General features: G+C 75.3%; 13 protein-coding genes and 1 riboswitch. Of the genes, 9 read left to right on the top strand and 4 right to left on the bottom strand.

Features of this window, described 5'->3' with window-relative positions:
- Positions 1 to 56: 56 nt before the first annotated feature.
- From J2X49_RS02175 to J2X49_RS02165, 3 genes are read right to left on the bottom strand one after another with little or no spacing between them, the layout of a single operon-like run.
- Positions 57 to 1514 (bottom strand): alpha-amylase family glycosyl hydrolase, encoded by a 1458-nt coding sequence (locus J2X49_RS02175; RefSeq protein WP_310121989.1) that lies wholly within the window; start codon positions 1512 to 1514, stop codon positions 57 to 59.
- Between the two features lie 22 nt (positions 1515 to 1536).
- Entirely contained in the window at positions 1537 to 1983 is a 447-nt protein-coding gene (locus J2X49_RS02170) for a GNAT family N-acetyltransferase (RefSeq protein ID WP_310121987.1), read from the bottom strand.
- Positions 1984 to 2042: 59 nt separating this feature from the next.
- Positions 2043 to 3011, bottom strand: coding sequence for a hexose kinase (locus tag J2X49_RS02165; protein WP_310121984.1), 969 nt, complete (start codon positions 3009 to 3011; stop codon positions 2043 to 2045).
- 121 nt (positions 3012 to 3132) lie between these two features.
- Here J2X49_RS02165 and J2X49_RS02160 point away from each other — a divergent pair, with 121 nt between their 5' ends.
- The 9 genes from J2X49_RS02160 (at position 3133) to J2X49_RS02120 (ending at position 15241) form a co-directional block, all read left to right on the top strand.
- A complete protein-coding gene (locus J2X49_RS02160; protein WP_310121981.1) occupies positions 3133 to 3801 on the top strand; it encodes a hypothetical protein in 669 nt (222 codons plus the stop codon).
- 45 nt (positions 3802 to 3846) lie between these two features.
- Positions 3847 to 3956: riboswitch (TPP riboswitch) on the top strand.
- A 44-nt stretch (positions 3957 to 4000) separates the two neighbouring features.
- Positions 4001 to 4651 (top strand): YkoF family thiamine/hydroxymethylpyrimidine-binding protein, encoded by a 651-nt coding sequence (locus tag J2X49_RS02155; RefSeq protein WP_310121978.1) that lies wholly within the window; start codon positions 4001 to 4003, stop codon positions 4649 to 4651.
- Complete coding sequence (locus J2X49_RS02150; protein WP_310121976.1) at positions 4641 to 5261, top strand: ECF transporter S component; 621 nt, start codon at positions 4641 to 4643, stop codon at positions 5259 to 5261. The genes J2X49_RS02155 and J2X49_RS02150 overlap by 11 nt, the downstream gene beginning before the upstream one ends.
- Positions 5254 to 6948 (top strand): ATP-binding cassette domain-containing protein, encoded by a 1695-nt coding sequence (locus J2X49_RS02145; protein ID WP_310121973.1) that lies wholly within the window; start codon positions 5254 to 5256, stop codon positions 6946 to 6948. Before J2X49_RS02150 ends, J2X49_RS02145 begins: the two co-directional genes overlap by 8 nt.
- Positions 6945 to 7691 (top strand): energy-coupling factor transporter transmembrane component T, encoded by a 747-nt coding sequence (locus tag J2X49_RS02140; RefSeq protein WP_310121971.1) that lies wholly within the window; start codon positions 6945 to 6947, stop codon positions 7689 to 7691. The genes J2X49_RS02145 and J2X49_RS02140 overlap by 4 nt, the downstream gene beginning before the upstream one ends.
- Positions 7692 to 7807: 116 nt before the next feature.
- Positions 7808 to 8692, top strand: a complete 885-nt coding sequence (locus tag J2X49_RS02135) for a hypothetical protein (protein WP_310121968.1) — start codon at positions 7808 to 7810, stop codon at positions 8690 to 8692.
- 86 nt (positions 8693 to 8778) lie between these two features.
- Positions 8779 to 9987, top strand: a complete 1209-nt coding sequence (locus J2X49_RS02130; protein ID WP_310121965.1) for an LPXTG cell wall anchor domain-containing protein — start codon at positions 8779 to 8781, stop codon at positions 9985 to 9987.
- A 123-nt stretch (positions 9988 to 10110) separates the two neighbouring features.
- Positions 10111 to 11667, top strand: coding sequence for a DNA polymerase Y family protein (locus J2X49_RS02125; RefSeq protein ID WP_310121962.1), 1557 nt, complete (start codon positions 10111 to 10113; stop codon positions 11665 to 11667).
- Between the two features lie 178 nt (positions 11668 to 11845).
- Positions 11846 to 15241, top strand: coding sequence for an error-prone DNA polymerase (locus J2X49_RS02120; RefSeq protein WP_310121960.1), 3396 nt, complete (start codon positions 11846 to 11848; stop codon positions 15239 to 15241).
- Between the two features lie 131 nt (positions 15242 to 15372).
- Here the strand turns inward: J2X49_RS02120 and J2X49_RS02115 are convergent, their stop codons facing one another.
- Positions 15373 to 17865, bottom strand: a complete 2493-nt coding sequence (locus J2X49_RS02115; protein WP_310121959.1) for an ExeM/NucH family extracellular endonuclease — start codon at positions 17863 to 17865, stop codon at positions 15373 to 15375.
- Between the last annotated feature and the right edge of the window lie 40 nt (positions 17866 to 17905).

Raw genomic sequence — 17905 nt, 5'->3', positions numbered from 1 at the left:
TCCTCGACCAGCGGAGGGGGCGGCGGCCGGCTCCTCGACCAGCGGCGGCCGGAGGGTTACGGCCGCGTGAAGCGGTCGAGCGCGACCGCCTGCCACGGGCCCAGCTCGAGGGCTGCGACACCGTCGACGACCTCGACGACGGATGCGCAGTCGGGCACCACGACGTCGCAGTAGCGGCCGTCGGGCAGCTCGACCGGCACCTCGACGGTCGTCGGCTCGTCGTCGAGCTGCACCGCGAACGCCGCCGTCTCGCCGCGCAGCTGCGCGAGCGCGGTGCCCATGGGCTCGGTCGCCGTCACCGGCGCATCCACGACCCGCGTGCGCCACGCGACGAGCTCCAGCGTGCCGGGCCAGCGGTGCTGGCACACCCACGCGCCGTCGGCCCACTCGGCGTCGGCGGCCTCGTCGCCCGTGCACGACGCATCCGTCACCGAGCCGTCGGCCTCGAGCGCGGGCCCCGCGTCGCGGTCGCTGAAGGCGTAGCCCGAGTAGAGCGTCGGCGGCCCGTAGTCGCTCGCGAGCATCACCGCGGTCGCCGCCGCGAACGCGCCGCCGTCGCGGTAGGCGAGCGTCGAGCCGTTGCGCTCGGTGTCGTGGTTCGCGACGAAGGTGCGCGCCTGCTCGTCGAGCAGCCCGTACGCCTCGGGGGAGAGGTCGGCGAGCGCCCGCGCGGCGCCCGAGCGCACGAACGCGCCGACCCGGTCGGCCCATCCGAACTCCCACACGGTCGAGGAGGCCGTGTACTGCTCGGGCTGCACCGGCTCGCCCGTGCCGCGGATCACCTCGCTGATGACGGGCGTGCCCTCGGGGAGCGCCGCCACGATCGCGGCGACGTCGTCGGGGTCGATGTGCTTCGCCGCGTCGATGCGGAAGCCCGCCACGCCGAGCGCGAGCAGGTCGTCGAGGTAGGCGCCGATCGTCGCGCGCACCCGCTCGGACTCGGTCGCGAGGTCGGCGAGGTTCTCGAGCTCGCAGTGCTGGATCACGAAGGGCTCGCGGTACGCGTCGATGTCGTCGTCGGGCGTGCGGTCGCAGTCGTGGAAGTCGTCGGGCGCGTAGAGCCCGGGATACGCGTAGTGGGTGAAGTCGGTGCCCGCCCAGCCCCTGCCAGACTCGACGCCCGCCATGTGGTTGACCACCGCATCCGCGTAGACGTCGACGCCCGCCTCGGCGCACGCGGCGGTCATCGCGGCGAACTCGTCGCGCGTGCCGAGCCGCGACTCGACGGCGTACGAGACCGGCTGGTACGACCACCACCACTCGGAGCCGTCGGCACCCGCGAGGCCGGCGGTCGCGCCGTCGACGTGCTCCTGCGGCGGCGACGTCAGCACCCAGGCGACGCCCGCCTCGCCGAGCGCGGGGCACTCGGCGGCGATCGCGTCCCACGTCCACTGGAACATCGCGAGCCCCGTGTCGCGGCGCTCGGGGGCGGCGGATGCGCAGCCGGCGACGGCGAGGACGGCGGCGGTGGCGACGGCTGCCGTCAGGCGGCGCGCGGTGCGACTCGCTGGCACGGCAGGCTCGGCGCTCGCCGCGTCAGAGGCTCTTGCGGCCGATGGCCTCGCCGTACTCGTTCTCGCCGATCACCTCGAAGCCGACGGCCTCGAAGAACTTGCCGGGGCCGAGGTCGCCCTCCTCCCAGACGGCGTAGACGCTGTCGAAGCCGAGCCGGCGCGCCTCCTCGCACACCTGGTCGACGGTGAAGCTGCCGACGCCCCTGCGCTGCGCGTCGCCTGCGACGTACATGCGCAGGATGCTCGAGCGGTACTCCTCGCGGTCGACCTCGGGGTCGAAGTTCGCCATCACGAACGCGACCGGGTCGTCGCCGTCGAAGATCACGCGCTGCCAGGCGCTCTGCGTGTTGACGAACTCCTCGAGCCGCGCGTTGCCGGCGAGGAAGGCCTCCTGGCCCCGCTTGAGCGTCATGCCGTTGGCGGCGACGATGTTGGCCGCGTTCAGCTCTTCGAGGCGCAGGTTCTCCATGCGCACACCGTACCAGCGCGCCCACGGATGCCCAGGGGCCTGGGGATGAACGTTCGGCGTCAGCCGATGGGCGTGATGCGGATGTGCCGAGCGAGCTCGCGCGGGTCGGCGATCGTGCCCGCCTGGGCCGCCAGCACGGCCGAGGCCGACCACGCGGTGGCCCGCGCCAGCTGCTCCTCGAGGGTCGCGCCCTCGGGGATCGCCTGCGCGAGCGCGGCGACGGCGGCGTCGCCCGCGCCGGTCGGGTTGCCGTCGAGCACCTGGTGGATGCGCGCGTGCCAGGCCCGTCCGTCGGGCAGCACCGCGAGCATCCCCTCGACGTCGAGCGACGCGAAGACGGTGCCGGTGCCGAGGGCGGCGAGCCTGCGGGCGGCGTCGAGCGGGTCGGCGCCACCCATGGCGTCGAAGAGCTCGTGCCGGTTGGGCTTGACGGCGGTGGCGCCCGCGGCGACCGCGTGGCGCAGCTGCTCGCCGCCGACGTCGACGATCACGGGCGTGCCGGCAGCGACGGCGATCTCGACGATGCTGGCGCACAGGTGCGCGGGCGTCTCGGGCGGCAGCGAGCCCGAGGAGGCGACCGCGCGGGCGCCGGGCGCCTCTTCGCGCAGGATGTCGAGCAGCTGCTCCCAGCCGCGCGCGTCGACCGCCTCGCCCGTCTCGTTGAGGTTGGTGGTGCCGGCGGGCGTGACGATCGCGGTGGTGCGGCGGGTGGGCGCGTCGACCTCGACGAGCCGGTGGCGGATGCCCGAGCGGTCGAGGTCGTGCACGAAGATCGCCTGCACCGGGCCGCCGATCGGGGCGATGACCATGGCGTCCTCGTGCTGCTGGTGCAGCACGCGCGCGACGTTGACGCCCTTGCCGCCGGCGCGGGCGAGGCCCGTGGGCACGCGGTGGCTGACGCCCGGTCGCAGCTCGTCGATCGTGTACGTGATGTCGATCGCGGGGTTGGTGGTGACGCAGAGGATCGGGCCGCGAGGGGCCGAGTCAGCGGTCGGTGCGACGCTTCGGGCATCGGCGTCGGTCGCCATCTGGCCTCCTCGTCGCGGTCGCCCCCGCAGCGGGCGGGGTGGCTCGATCATCCCACGCGGGCCGATCGTCGACACGCCGCCGCCGGTTGACCCGTTCGAACGTGTGTTCGAGAATGGAGGGATGGGGATGGCATCGACGAGGCTCGAGCGCCGCACGGGGAAGGACCGCACGGCGACGGTCGAGGCGCTGCGCGAGCGGCTGCGCGGCATGCAGCAGGCGGGTTCCCTGCAGGTCGAGCCCGCCCCGGTCGAGCCGGCCGCGGTGGGGCTCGCGGAGGTCGTGCGCGCGCTCCGGCCCGGCGCCGCGCACAGCATCGAGTCGCGCAGCCTCGCCCTCGCCTGCCTGGGCGCGGCGATGCCGGCCGGCGCGTGGGGCGCGATCGTGGGGATGCCCGACCTGGGCGTCGAGGCCGCCCGCGACCTGGGCGTGCCGATCGAGCGCATCGCGCTCGTGCCGCATCCGGGCCGCGCCTGGCTCGACGTGGTCGCGAGCCTCGCCGAGGCGATGCCGGTCGTGCTCGCCGCCTCGCCCGGTCGCGTGACCCACACCGACGCGGCCCGCATCGCGGCGCGGCTGCGCCAGGCGTCCTCGACGCTGCTGGTCGCCGGCCCGTGGCCCAACGCCGCGACCGTCGTGCGGTCGCTGCGCGCCGAGTGGGAGGGGCTCGCCGACGGCGACGGCAGGATCGCCGGGGGCAGCCTGCTCGTCGAGGCGTCGTCGGGCGGAGCGCCGCGGCTCGCGCGCATCCCCATCGGCGGCCCGGCGGCCGAGGAGCAGCCGGCCGCGTGAGCCGGGGCGTCCGGCGTCGACACGGCATCCGGTGCCCTGTACGCTCGTCCCGAGCACGGGAGTCCGTACAGCGGGCTGAGAGGGAGTACTCCAACTCCGACCGTCGAACCTGATCTGGATCATGCCAGCGCAGGGAGCGATCAGCAGCCCCGTCGAGCGGGGCGTCCTCCCGAGCTGATGATCGCCCGGGAGGGGAACCATGACCGACACAGCCCAGCGAGCGCTCGCGCCGGAGGAGCTGCGGGAGGATCCGCTGCGGTTCGGCGTCGGCGCCCGCGTCACCGTCGCGGTGATGTCGGACCGCTTCGTCGAGGTCGTCCTCGACGCGCTCCGCCGCACCGACACCACCGGCCTCACGGTGCAGACCGGGGACGTGAGCACCTACCTCGGCGGGGCGGAGCCGCAGCTCCTGCGCGCGCTCACCGGCCTCGCCGAGACGGTCGCGGCCACCGGCCTGCACGCATCCATCACCATCCACCTCTCGCGCGGCTGCCCCGGCGAAGCCGTGTGCGAGCTGCCCGGGGGTGCCGGCCCGCGCGCGGTCGTCGTGCCCGAGGGCCGCCGCACCGGCCGGTTCGCGGCCGCCGAGTGGGCGCTCTACCCGCTCGCCGACACCGCCGGCGCGCAGGAGGCCGATCACATGCGAGACATCCTCGCCGCCATCGAGCTCGCGAAGTCGAACGGCACGTACCGGGCGTCGGAGCACTTCGTCACGCGGCTCGAGGGCGACCTCGGCGACGTCATCGCCACCGCGCTCGCCGGATGGGTCGTGGTCGGTCGCAGCGTGCAGCACGTCACGAGCCACCTCACGATCTCGGTCAACAGCCCGAGCCACGCCCGTGTCGGCTGAGCCGCGCGCCGCCCGCCCCCGGCTGGCGATGCGCGACATCGTGCTGATGGTGATGCTCGGGGCCGTCTTCGGCTTCCTCTACTGGGCGCTCGTGCAGGCGTGGACCGCGCTGTCGATCGCGATGGGGCCGGCGGGCGATCTCGCCCAGCACTTCCTGCTGGGCGGTTGGCTGCTCGTCGCGCCGATCGCCGTCGCGATCATCCGCCGCCCGTTCGTCGGCATCATCGCCGAGGTGATCGCCTCCGTCATCGAGGTGGTCTTCCTCGGCTCGCCCGTCGGGCCGCTGCTGCTCATCGCCGCGCTGCTGCAGGGCGCGGGCAGCGAGCTGCCCTTCGCGCTCGGGCGCTATCGCAGGTTCGGCTGGCTGACCTTCGCGCTCTCCGGGCTCGCCGGGGCGGGCCTGGTGTTCGTCTACTCGGCGTTCCGGTTCGCGTGGTGGGAGCAGGACATCCTGCTGCTGCGCCTGGGCATCCAGCTGGTCTCGGGGATCGTGCTCGGCGGCATCCTCGCCAAGCTGATCGTCGACGCGCTGCGGCGCACGGGGGTGCTGGATGCATTCCCGATCGTCCGCGAGACGGCCGAGGCCGCGCCCGTGCGGCGGCGTGGCTGAGGAGCCGCTGCTCGTCGCGAGCGCGCTCGAGGCGGTCTTCCCGAGCGGCGACGGGGTCGGTCCCATCGACCTCGTCGTCGAGCGGGGGGAGTCGCTGCTCGTGGTCGGGCCGTCCGGCTCGGGCAAGTCGACGCTGCTGCGCATGCTGCACGGCGCCGTGCCGCACGCGGTGCCGGCCCGGACGACCGGCCGCGTCGCCGTCGCCGGGCGCGAGGTGGGCGTCCATGGGATGGCGTCGCTCGCGGATGCGGTGGGCGTGCTCGCGCAGGACCCTGAGAGCGGCGTGTGCATGCCCGACGTCGAGGACGAGGTGGCCTTCCCGCTCGAGAACCTCGCCGTGCCACGCGATCGCATCGAGCCCGCGGTCGCCGCCGCCCTCGAGCGGGTCCGCGCGAGCGGCCTGCGGGCGCGCCGCACGACGGAGCTCTCCGGCGGCGAGCTGCAGCTGGTCGCGCTCGCGGCTGCGACGGCGGCGGATCCGCCGCTGCTGCTGCTGGACGAGCCGACGTCGATGCTCGACGGCGACGGCGTGCGCGCGGTGCGGGCCGCGATCGCCGAGCTGCGCACCCGCACCGGGGCCGCGCACGTGCTCGTCGAGCACCGCCTCGACGAGCTCGCGGGCGACGAGGGGCTGGTCGCGCTGCCGCCGCGCTGGCTCGTGCTCAGCCGCTCCGGGCGCGTGCTGCACGACGGGCCGCCCCGCGAGATGGGCGCGCCGCTGCTGCGGCGGCTGCTCGCCGAGGGGTGCTGGCTGCCGCTCGAGCTCGAGCTGCGCGCGCTGCTCGACGCCGACGCCGCCGAGGGAGCTGACGCGGTCGAGGGCCGGGCGATCGCGCTCGCGCTGTCGGACGCCGCTGCGGCCTCGGCCGCGCCGCCGCCCGCCGCGGCTCCCGTGCTGCGCGCCCGCGGACTCGCTGTCGCCCCGCGCGATCCCTTCGCGCGCCGCTCCGCCCGGCGTCCACCGGTGCTCGAGGGGATCGACCTCGACCTGCGCACCGGCGAGACCGCTGCGCTCGTCGGCGCGAACGGCAGCGGCAAGTCGACGCTGCTCACGTGCCTCGCCGGCATCGCACGGCCCCGGGCGGGCACGGTGGAGGGAGCGCGCGCGGGCCTGGTCTTCCAGCATCCCGAGCACCAGTTCGCAGCCCGGACCGTGCGCGCCGAGATCGCGCACGGCCTCGGCCCTGGTGCGCAGGGGCGCGTCGAGGCGATGCTCGCGCGCTTCGGGCTCGCGGAGCATGCCGATCGCGACCCCCACCGGCTCTCCGGCGGTCAGCAGCGGCGCTTGAGCCTCGCGGCGATGCTCGTGCACGAGCGGCAGCTGCTGCTCGCCGACGAGCCGACGTTCGGCCTCGACCGCCGCGGCACGATCGAGGCGCTGCGGGCGCTGCGCGAAGCGGCCGGCCGCCGCGCCGTCCTCTTCTCCAGCCACGATCTACGGGCCGTCGCCGGGTACGCCGACCGCGTCCTCGTCATCGCCCACGGGCGGCTCGCGGCCGACGTCGAGCCGTTGGCCCTGCTGCGCGATCCTGCGCTGCTCGCCGCCGCCGGCATGCGACCGTCCCGATCGCTGCGGCGGCTGGCGACTGCGGTGCGGCACCCGGCCCACCTGCAGCGGGCGCTCCGCGCGCTCGACGACCGGGCGATGCAGGCGTCCATGGCCGCTGCTGCGGAGGCGCCGCGGTGAAGGACTCCTGGCTCTCGGGCTGCGACCCGACCGTGAAGGCGGGCGTGCTCTTCGCCGCCTCGGTCGCACTGCAGCTCGTGTTCGAGCCGCTGCCGCTGCTCGCGCTCCACGCGCTCGTGCTCGTCGCCGTGCGCGCCGCGGCACGGGTGGGCTGGCGCACGCTCGCGCTCGCGCAGGCGCCCTTCGCGCTCTTCGGGCTCGGCCTCGTCGTGATCAACGCGCTCGCGCGCCCCGGCGAGCCGCTGCTGCCCGACGCGCCGCTGCGCGTCACGGTCGAGGGCCTGTCGGTCGGTGCGGCGCTCGCGCTCCGGGGCCTCGTCATCGGCGCACTCGCGGTCGGCTTCCTGGCGAGCACTCCCCCGAGGGAGCTGATGACGAGCCTCGTGGCGCACGCTCGGCTGAGCCCGCGCTACGCGTTCGCGCTGCTCGCGGGGCAGCGGATGCTCGCCGGGATGCCGCGCACGTGGTCGACGATCAGCGCTGCGCACGCGGTCCGCGCGCCGCTGCGCGCAGACGGCACGCCCCGTCGCGGCATCGTGGGGTTCGCGCGGCAGGCGTTCGGGCTCCTCGTCGCCGCGATCCGATCCGCCGAGCGCGTCGCCCTCGCGCTCGAGTCGCGCGGGCTCCGGGACGGCCCTCGCACCGCCTGGCGCCCTGCTCGCCTCGGGTCGCGCGACGCCGTGCTCGTGATCGTCGCGGTGCTCCTCGCCGCGGCCGTGCTGGCTGGAGACGAGCTGGTGTGAGCGGCGCCTCGGCGGCGAGGTGCGCCTGGCAAGGTCCTGGGAATCGCGGACTGCGCGGCACATCGGGAGTACCGTCTGCACGGTAGAGCCAGGAGATCGCAGCATCGGAGGCACGCATGGCCGAGTCGGGCGCACGTGCAGGCGGCCGCCGTCTGCTGCGCCTGGCCGTCGCCACCGGGGCGGCGTCGATCGGCACCATCGCGATCTCGCTCCTGGTGGGCGGTGCTGCTGCGAGCGCCGCCGAGGACGGCGTCGCGGGTGGTGCGGGCGCAGCCGGCAGCGCTGTCGGCGCAGCGATCCCCCTCTCGCCCGATCCCGACGTCGGACTCGCGGCCGCGATCACGGTGGTCGAGCCGGCCGGGCTGCCGGCACCCGAGCCCGCCGCTCCTGCAGCGGAGCTCGTCGAGACCGTAGCGGTCGCTGCCGAGGCCGTGCCGGCTGCTGTGGCTGAGGTCGTGCCGGCGTTGCCGGATCCACTCGCGTCGGTGACGGAACCGGTCGCATCGCTCGGCGGAGACGCCGTCGAGGTCGTCGCGTCCGCGCTCGAGCCCATCGCCGAGGGCATCGATCCGGCGGTCGATGCCGTGCCGGTCGCCGATGCGCTGCTCCAGGAGCGATCCACGATGGCCGTCCCGACATCCGCAGCCGCGGAGCCCAGCGCTCCGGAGCCTGCGGTCACCGGACTCGTGCTCCGGACCGCGGCCGGCGACGCATCCGTCGTCGCCGCATCGGGAGCGGTCCGCTGGTCGCCGTCGTCCGGGGCTGCCGTGCCTGGGCTGCCGGCGTCGGAGCTGCTCGTCGATCTGTCGCCGGATGCCGGTCCGGATCCTGGTCCCCCGGCGCTCGCGCCCTCCGGCGCGGGCGGCGGCGCCGCCGGGCAGCCGCCGGCGACCCTCGATGCCCGCTCCGAGCCCGAGCTGCCGGGCGGGAGCGCCGGCGCGGTCGAGCACGACCGCGTCCCCGCATCACTCGTGGAGGAGCTCGCCGCGAGCCCTGATTGAGCGATCCCCGGCCGCGCCATGCGCGCGGCACGCGGCCGTCCCGGAGCGGGGCGGCAGATCGACTCAATCAATGGAAGGGCAGAGCGATGAACAAGCTCATCATGCGAGCGCTGTGGACGACAGCGCTCGCGGGCGGCCTCTGGGCCGCTGGCACTGGCGTAGCCAGTGCCGTCGAGGCCGACGCGACAGTCGGCGTCGGAGACCAGGTGGCGGTCGTGACCGTGACCGATTCGGTGGCGGACACGACGGCGGATGCGGTGGTGGACGCGACAGCGGATGCCACGGCGGATGCCACGGTGGACGCCACGGTGGATGCCACGGTGGATGCGGTCGACACGACGGCGGATGCGGTGGTGGACGCGACAGCGGATACCACGGCGGATGCCACGGTGGATGCGGTTGACACGACGGCGGGTGCCACGGTGGATGCGGTCGACACGACGGCGGGTGCGGTGGTGGACGCGACAGCGGATGCCACGGTGGACGCCACGGTGGATGCGGCGACGGACACCACGGCCGATGCCGCAGTCGACCCCGTGCTGGTCGACGCTGCAGCAGCGACGACCACGGATGCCGCGACGGATGCGACGGCCGACGGCACTTCGGCGCCGACGGTGGAGGCGCTGGCCGTCGCGGATGCTGAGGTGCAGGCGGGCGATGCGCTCGCCGTCGACGCGGACGCCTGCCTGGCGGCCGCGATCAACGGCAGCCTGCCGAGCGGCTGCGACTCCGCGGTTGCAGCCGGTGAGGGCTCGACCGGCGACGCGCTCGCGCCGACGGTGGAGGCGCTGGCCGTCGCGGATGCTGAGGTGCAGGCGGGCGATGCGCTCGCCGTCGACGCGGACGCCTGCCTGGCGGCCGCGCTGGGCGGATCGGCGTCGGGCTGCGACACGGCCGCAGCTGGGGCTCCTGCTGAGGGCGGCGTCGATGTCGGAGCCGGAGGCGGCTTCGAGATCGATGGCGGTGTCGTCGTCGGCGACGTCGGGGCCGCTGGCGGCGGTGATGCCCTCGGTGGCGTCGAGGTCGGCGACGCCGGCGGCGACGCCGGGGCCGGCGGCAGCGGTGCCTTCGGTGATGTCGAGGTCGGCGATGCCGGCGGCGACGTCGGCGCCTCCCTCGAGATCGGGGCTGCTGTCGAGCGCGCCAAGGCGACCCGGCCGATGCCGGTGACCGCTGACGCGGGCACGCTGCCGCAGACCGGTGCAGGTGCGGGGGAGACGCTGCTCCCGGCCCTCGCGCTGCTCGCGGCGGGGATGCTGCTGCTGACCCGTCGGCGCATGGTCGCCGTGCAGTGATCCAGACCCGGGTGCGGGGCGCGCAGCGGCGCGTCCTGCACCTCGGCATGCCCCGCCCCGGCCGCCCCGCTCGACACGCCGCATCCGCTTGACGGCATTCGAACGTCTGTTCGATCATGGGGTGTGGCAGCCGAGACGACCAGCAGCAGCGCCCCGCCCCGCGCGCGGGTGGGCGGCGGTCGCGTGGGCGTGCTGCGGGTGCCCGACTGGCCGGTCGTCGTCGCGCGCCAGACGGGCGCGCTGCCCGCCGGCGGCGAGCAGGGCGCGCCCGGCGCGATCGTGCACGCGCTGCGCCTCGTCGCGTGCGACGAGCAGGCCCGCGCCGACGGCGTGCGGGTCGGCATGCGGGTGCGCGACGCGCAGGCCGCGTCGCCCATGCTCGCGCTCGCCCCCGCCGACCCGGTGGGCGAGGCGCTCGCGTTCGAGCGGGTGGTGCGCGCGGTGCTCGCCGTCGTGCCGGCGGCCCAGCCGATCGGCGACGGCGCCCTGGCGTTCCGGATGCGGGGGGCCAGCCGGTTCTACGGGTCGGAGTCGCGGGCGCTCGAGGCGGTGCGCGGCGCGCTCGACCCGCTCGGGCTCTCGGCGAGCTTCGGCGTCGCCGACGACCGCTTCACGGCAGAGCTCGCCGCGCAGCTGGACCGCGAGACGATCGTGCCGGCAGGGCGCAGCCGCGACTTCCTCGGCCCGCTGCCGGTGGGCGTGCTCGGCGACGACGAGCTGCCCGGCATGCTGCACCGGCTCGGCGTGCACACGCTCGGCGGCTTCGCGCAGCTGCCCGACGACAGCGTGCGCGACCGGTTCGGCGAGGCCGGGCTCGTCGCCCTCACCCGCGCCCGCGGCGGCGACGACCGCCGCGTCGACGACAGCGGGCTCGGCGAGGAGCGGGCGCTGCGGCTCGTGTTCGAGCCGGGCATCGAGGGCGTGCAGGAGCTCGCGCTCGCCGTGCGCGAGCCGGTCGAGCGCTTCGTGCGGCAGCTGGCCGAGCAGCGGCTCGTGTGCAGCGAGATCCGCATCGTGCTGCGCGGCGAGGAGGGCCGCGTCAGCGAGCGGCTGTGGCGGCAGCCCGGCTTCCTGCGCGCGGGCGACATCGTCGACCGCATGCGCTGGCAGCTGACCGAGGGCGACCTCGGCTCGGCGCTCGTCGAGGTGCAGGCGCTGCCCGAGCGGCTCGACGCCGACGCCGAGCACATGCCGGGGCTGTGGGGCGGCGGCGACATCGACGACCGCACGAAGCACGCGCTCGAGCGGCTGCAGGGCATGCTCGGCCGCGAGGCGGTGCTCACCGCGACCCCCGGCGGCGGCCGGCTGCTCGCCGAGCGCGGCGTGCTCACGCCCTGGGGCGACGCGGCGCCCGCGCAGGCGGCCGGCCCGTGGCCCGGTGCGCTGCCGCCGCCCCGGCCGGCGGTCGTGTTCCGGCCCCCGCTGCCGGTGCGGCTGCTCGACGCGGCGGGCGCGCCGGTCGAGGCTGCGGCGCTCGACGTGCGCGAGGGGGCGCCCGCGGGGTTCTCCCCGCCCGCCGCGCCCCGCCGCCGCGTCGTCGCCTGGGCCGGGCCGTGGCCCATCCGCCGCCGCGACCTCGGCGACGTCGTGCACCGCGTGCAGATCCTCGACGGCGAGGGGGAGGCGTGGGTGCTGCTGCAGGCCGACGGCGCCTGGCTCGCGGAGGGTCGCTATGCGTGACGTCGCGCTGTCGGCCGGCCGCGCTCGTCCGTCGACCGGTCCTGTGCGCGCTCGACCGGACTCTCCGGTCGGGCGCACACGGAGCCGGTCGACGAACGGCGCCTGGGGCCGGGCGGGTGGCCTCGACTCGACCGCTGCGCGGGCGGCTCGATCGGCGGATGAGCGGGGGAGGTGACCGATGGCCGGCTGGAACAACCCCGCGATGCCCTGGCGCGAGCTCGAGGGCATCCTCTCCGACCGCGATGTCGGCGCCGGCAAGGTCGCCCACCCGGCCGAGCTCGACGACGCGCGCCGCGAGCGCATCCGCGTGCCCGCCCCCGGCGCCGCGACCCCGTACGCCGAGCTGCACGCGCACTCGCACTACTCGTTCCTCGACGGCGCCTCGAGCCCTGCCGAGCTCGTGAACGAGGCGCGCAGGCTCGGCCTCGAGGCGCTCGCGCTCGTCGACCACGACGGCCTCTACGGCGCCGTGCGCTTCGCCGAGGCCGCCGCCGAGGCGGGCCTGCCGACCGTCTTCGGCACCGAGTTCACGCTCGGCCTCGAGGCACCGCAGCAGGGCGTGCCCGACCCCGACGGCTCGCACCTCGTGGCGCTCGCGACCGGCCCCGCCGGGTACACGGCGCTCGCCACCGCCCTCACCGACGGCTACCTCGCCACCGACCTGCACGGCCCGGGCGAGAAGGGCAGGCCCATCTTCGAGCTCGAGCGGCTCGCCGAGACCGCGCGCGGCGAGTGGCTCATCCTCTCGGGCTGCCGCAAGGGCGGCGTGCGGCAGGCGCTCGAGCGGCACGGCGCCGGTGCCGACGGGGCGGATGCCGCGGGCCGCGAGCTCGACCGGCTCACGTCGCTGTTCGGCCCGGACCGGGTCGCGGTCGAGCTGAGCGACATCGGCGACCCCCGCGACTTCGAGCGCAACCGGGTGCTCGCGCAGCTCGCCGAGCAGCGCCGCCTGCCCGTGGTCGCGACCACCAACGCGCACATCGCGAGCCCCGCCCGGCAGCGGCTCGGCGATGCCGTCGCCGCGGTGCGCGCCCGCCGCTCGATCGACGAGCTCGACGCATGGCTGCCCGCGGGCGGCGTGCCGTCGCTGCGCGCCGGCAGCGTGATGGCTCGCCGCTTCCGGGCGTTCCCCGGCGCGGTCGGCACCGCGGCCGCGCTCGGCCGGGCCCTCGCCTTCGACCTGCGCGCCGCATCCCCCCGCCTGCCCGTCATCGACGCGCCCGGCGACCACACCCCGATGAGCTGGCTGCGCGAGCTCGTCGCCGAGCGGCTGCCGCGCGTCTACGACACCGTCGACGGGCGCCCGAGCGCCGAGGTCGCCGCCCGGCTCGAGCACGAGCTGGGCCTCATCGAGCAGAAGGGCTTCGCCGGCTACTTCCTCATCGTCTTCGAGATCGCCGAGTTCGCGCACGCGCAGGGCATCCTGTGCCAGGGCCGCGGCAGCGCGGTGGCGAGCGCCGTCTGCTTCATCCTCGGCATCACCGCCGTCGACCCGATCCGCTACCGGCTGCCGTTCGAGCGCTTCATCTCGATGATGCGCGAGGAGGAGCCCGACATCGACATCGACTTCGACGCCGGCCGCCGCGAGGAGGTCATCCAGCACGTCTACGAGCGCTACGGCCGCCGCAACGCCGCCCAGGTCGCCAACGTCATCACCTACCGGCCGAAGTCGGCGGTGCGCGACGCGGCGAAGGCGCTCGGCTACGCCGTCGGCCAGCAGAACGCCTGGTCGAAGTCGGTCGAGTCGTACTCGAAGGTCGACGTCGACACCATCCCCGAGCCGGTCGTGTCGCTCGCGGGCGAGTTCCTGCACGCCCCGCGGCACCTCGGCATCCACTCCGGCGGCATGGTGCTCACCGAGGAGCCGGTCGGCTCGGTCTGCCCGATCGAGCCGGCGCGCATGCCGAACCGCACCGTGCTGCAGTGGGACAAGGACGACTGCGAGTGGATGGGCCTGGTGAAGTTCGACCTGCTGGGCCTGGGCATGCTCGGCGCCCTCTCGCACACGCTGGCGCTCGCGGCCGAGCACACGGGGGAGTCGTGGTCGCTCGCGAGCATGCCCGCCGAGGAGGAGGGCGTCTACGACATGCTCTGCGAGGGGGATGCGGTGGGCGTGTTCCAGGTCGAGTCGCGCGCGCAGATGGCCACCCTCCCTCGCCTGAAGCCGCGCTGCTTCTACGACCTGGTGGTCGAGATCGCGCTCATCCGCCCCGGCCCCATCCAGGGCGACGCGGTGCACCCGTACCTGCGCCGGCGGGTGGGGGCCGAGCCGATCACGTACGCGCACCCGCTGCTGGTGCCGGTGCTCGAGCGCACGCTCGGGGTGCCGCTGTTCCAGGAGCAGCTCATGCAGATGTCGGTCGCGGTGGGCGGCTTCGACGCCGGCGAGGCCGACCAGCTGCGGCGCGCGATCGGCTCGAAGCGGTCGCGCGAGCGCATCGAGGCGCTGAAGGCGAAGCTCTTCGAGGGCATGGCCGCGAACGGCATCCCGCAGGAGGTGGGCGAGACGATCTACCGCAAGATCGAGGCGTTCGCGGGCTTCGGCTTCGCCGAGTCGCACTCGCTCGCGTTCGCGAAGCTCGTCTACGCGTCGTCGTGGCTGAAGCTGCACTACCCGGCAGCGTTCCTCGCGGGGCTGCTGCGCAGCCAGCCGATGGGCTTCTGGTCGTCGGCGTCGCTCGTCGCCGACGCCGCGCGGCACGGCGTCGAGACGCTGCGGCCGGATGCGGTGCGCTCGGGCGTCGACGCGGGCCTCGAGCTGCACGGCGAGCGTCGGGCGGGCGACGACGCGTGCCTCGCGCGCGAGCAGCCGCCGGTGCCGCCCGCGGCGACCGAGTCGAGGCGGATGCGCGAGCGGCACCGGCGCGACGCGGGCCTGGCCGTGCGCATGGGCCTGTCGAGCGTCGCGGGCGTCGGCCGCGCCGCCGCCGAGCGCATCGTGGCGGCGCGCGAGGAGCGCCCGCTCGAGGGCATCCACGACCTCGCCCGGCGCGCGTCGCTCGACCGCGGCGAGCTCGAGGCGCTCGCGACCGCCGGTGCCCTCGAGGGGCTGGGGGTCGGGCGCCGCGAGGGGCTGTGGCTCGCGGGCCCGGCGTCGACGGAGCGCGAGGATCAGCTCGAGGGCACGCAGGTGACGCTCGAGGTGCCGCTGCTGCCGCTGCTGTCGGCCGAGGAGCAGGTGGCGCTCGACGTCTGGTCGACGGGCGTCGCCACCGACGACCACCCGGTGCGGCACGCGCGGGCGATGCTCGAGGCGCGCGGGGTGCTGCCGATCTCGTCGCTCGCCGAGGCGGAGCCGGGCAGGCGGGTGCAGGCGGCCGGCATCGTCACGCACCGCCAGCGGCCGCGCACGGCGCAGGGCGTCACCTTCATGAACCTGGAGGACGAGACGGGCATGCTCAACGTGATCGTCTCGAAGGGCCTGTGGGCGCACTCGCGGCAGGTGGCGCGGCACTCGCCCGCGCTCGTCGTGCGCGGCATGCTGCAGCGCACGGCGGAGGGCGTCATCGCGGTGCTGGCCGATCGGCTCGACCGCTTCGACGTGCCGAGCCCGCGGTCGCGCGACTTCGCGTAGGAGCGCCGGTCGAGGGGAGTCGGGCTGCGGAGCGCGGGCTGAGGGCCGCGGACCGCGCGCCGGGCACGGCGAAGGGGCCCGGCCGCAGCCGAGCCCCTCCGCGTCAGGACGTCAGTCCGTCGCCCCGTCGGTCACACCGCGCGCGGCGCGCCCGGGCCCTTGCCCTTGCCGAAGCCCTGGCCCGGGTGGTCGTCGCCGTGCACCGGGTGCGCGTCGCCGAACACCGGGTGGCCGCCCGTGCCGGGCTCCTCGGGCTCGTCCTCGGGGAACGCGAGGCCGATCACGACGGCGTCGTGGTCGCTCGCCCGGTAGGGGTCGGGCGCGAAGAGCGCATCCTGCGCCGCCTGCTTGAACTGCATCGAGTAGTCGATGAGGCTCGTCTCGTCGGCGTTCGCGTGCCACGCGTCGGCGCCCACCACGTACGGCAGCATCTCGGCGTCGGCGAGGCCGTAGTCGAGGTAGCCGAGCTGGCCGTCGAACACATAGGTGTGCTCCTCCTCGCCCTGGAACTGCGCGAGCAGGTCGGTCCAGCCGGCCGCCGCGAGCGCCGCGATCGGGTCCTCGTGGTCGTACGAGTTCAGGTCGCCGATGATGAGCGAGCCGTCGGACTCGACGCCCGTCGGGCCGGTCGCGAGCCAGTCGGCGAGCGCCTCGGCCGCGGCCGTGCGCACGTCGTTGCAGTTGCCCTGCTCCGGCTCACCGGTGTCGCCCTCGCACGCGGAGCCCTTCGACTTCAGGTGGTTGACCGCGACGGTGAGGATGCGGTCGGTCGCGAGGTCGCGGAACGACTGCGCGAGCGCGGGCCGGTTCTTCGTCGTGTCGAACCGGGGGTCGACGCTCGAGTCGAGCACGGCGTGGGCGCCCTCGGGGCTGACGAGCGCCGGCTGGTAGATGATCGCCGTCGTGATCTCGTCGGTGCCGAGCGTGCCCGTGTCGATGCCCGCCCAGCGCGCCGAGCCGTCGGCGTCCGGGCCGGCCGCCTCGTTGAGCGCCGCGACGAGCGCGTCGAGCGCGGCCCCGTCGTTGTTCTCGATCTCGAGCAGGCCGACGACCGCCGAGTCGAGCTCGGTGATGGCGGCGACGATCTTCGCCTCCTGGCGCGCGAGCTCCTCAGCGGTCTGCGCGCCGCGGCTGCCGAGCGTCGTGAAGTAGTTCAGCACGTTGAACGACGCGACCTCGAGCGTGGCGCCCGCGATCTCGGGCGACGCCTCGCGGGTGTTCACCTCGGCGTAGGTGCCCGCCGCGGTCGGCTGGATCGCCCAGGTGTCGAAGCGCCAGTCGAGCACGCCCGTGATGCCGGTGATCGTGTCGCCGCCGCGGAAGTCGTTCTCGAGCGTGAACTCGGCGAGGTTGCCGGGGTGGATGGCCGGGTCGGGGTTCTGCGTCGACCGGCCGTCGTCGATCGTGATGCGGTTCGCCGCGTTGGCCGCGGCGATCGCGGCCGCCTCGGCCGAGCCGGGGTCGGCGACCGCGGTCGGCTGCATCTGGCGCTCGGTGCCGACGACGACCTGGCCGTAGCGGCCGTAGCTGTAGTACTCGAGGATCGACAGCGTCTGGGGCAGCGTGACGAGCATGCTCTCGGTGGGCTCGTGGTCGGCCACCGGCAGCGTCAGCTCGACGGGCGCGGGCAGCGCGCCGTCGCCGCAGTCGAGCACCGAGGCGTTCGAGAGCTGCGTCATGCCGTAGTGCTCGGCGGCGGTGCCCGTCACCTGCACGAGGTCGCCCGCGGCGACGTCGGGGGAGGAGGGGGCGTAGACGAAGATGCCGTCGCTCGTGGCCGCGTCGCCGTCGCCGGCGTCCTGCAGCGTGAAGCCGTTGAAGCCGCCGCTCTGCCAGTCGCCCGTGACCGTGCCGCGCACCGTCACCGTCGTGCCCTCGACCGGGGTCGAGGAGCCTGCGCCCTGCACGGCGCCGATCGCGGTCGCGTCGGCCTCGCACGTCAGCTCGACCGGCGGCTCCTCGGCCTCGAAGGCCTCGTTCGCCGCGCCCGGGGTGTTGTAGGCCTCGCCCGCCGAGATGGTGCCCGTGTAGCCCGCGAGCCCCGCGCCGTCGTAGTCGTTGCGCACCCAGTCGGACGGCGCATCCGTGTCGGTGCCGTCGGGCACCCGGCTCGCGCCGCCGACCGTGAACGAGCCGCCGTCGAAGGACGGCGCGAGCGCCGTGCCCCAGCCGAGGTCGCCCGAGCCGCCGTCGAGGAGCGCGATCGCGTCGACGACCGTGAAGGCGACGCCCGCGTCGATCGTGCCGTCGAGGTCGGCGTCGACGCTCGAGCCCACCGCGGCGGTGCCGTCGACGAGCAGCAGCGAGACCGAGCCGTTCTGGATGCCGTTCACCGGGTACTGCAGCGTGCCGCGGCCGTCGGCGTCGAGCGCCGGCGCCGGGTTGGACTGCAGCACCAGGCCCTGCTGCGTGCCCGTGTCGCCCTTGACGACGAGCAGCGAGTGGCCGCTGACGTCGGTGCCGGGGTCGGCCAGGATCTCGATGTACTCGATGTCTGTGCCGGTGATGTTGGCAGAGAACTCGTTGATCACCGGGTGGCCGGCGGCGTGTGCCGGGGCGGTGACGATGCCCGTGAGGGCGAGCGCGGCGACCGTTCCGGTGCCGAGCAGGGTGCGTGCGCGCATGGATCTCTCCGTCGAGGTGCAGGGACGCTCCTGAACCTAG

Source organism: Agrococcus sp. BE272 (assembly GCF_031457935.1).
Lineage (GTDB): Bacteria > Actinomycetota > Actinomycetes > Actinomycetales > Microbacteriaceae > Agrococcus > Agrococcus sediminis.
The sequence above is the reverse complement of the archived record's forward strand: the minus strand, read 5'-3'. Positions and strand labels throughout refer to the sequence as shown.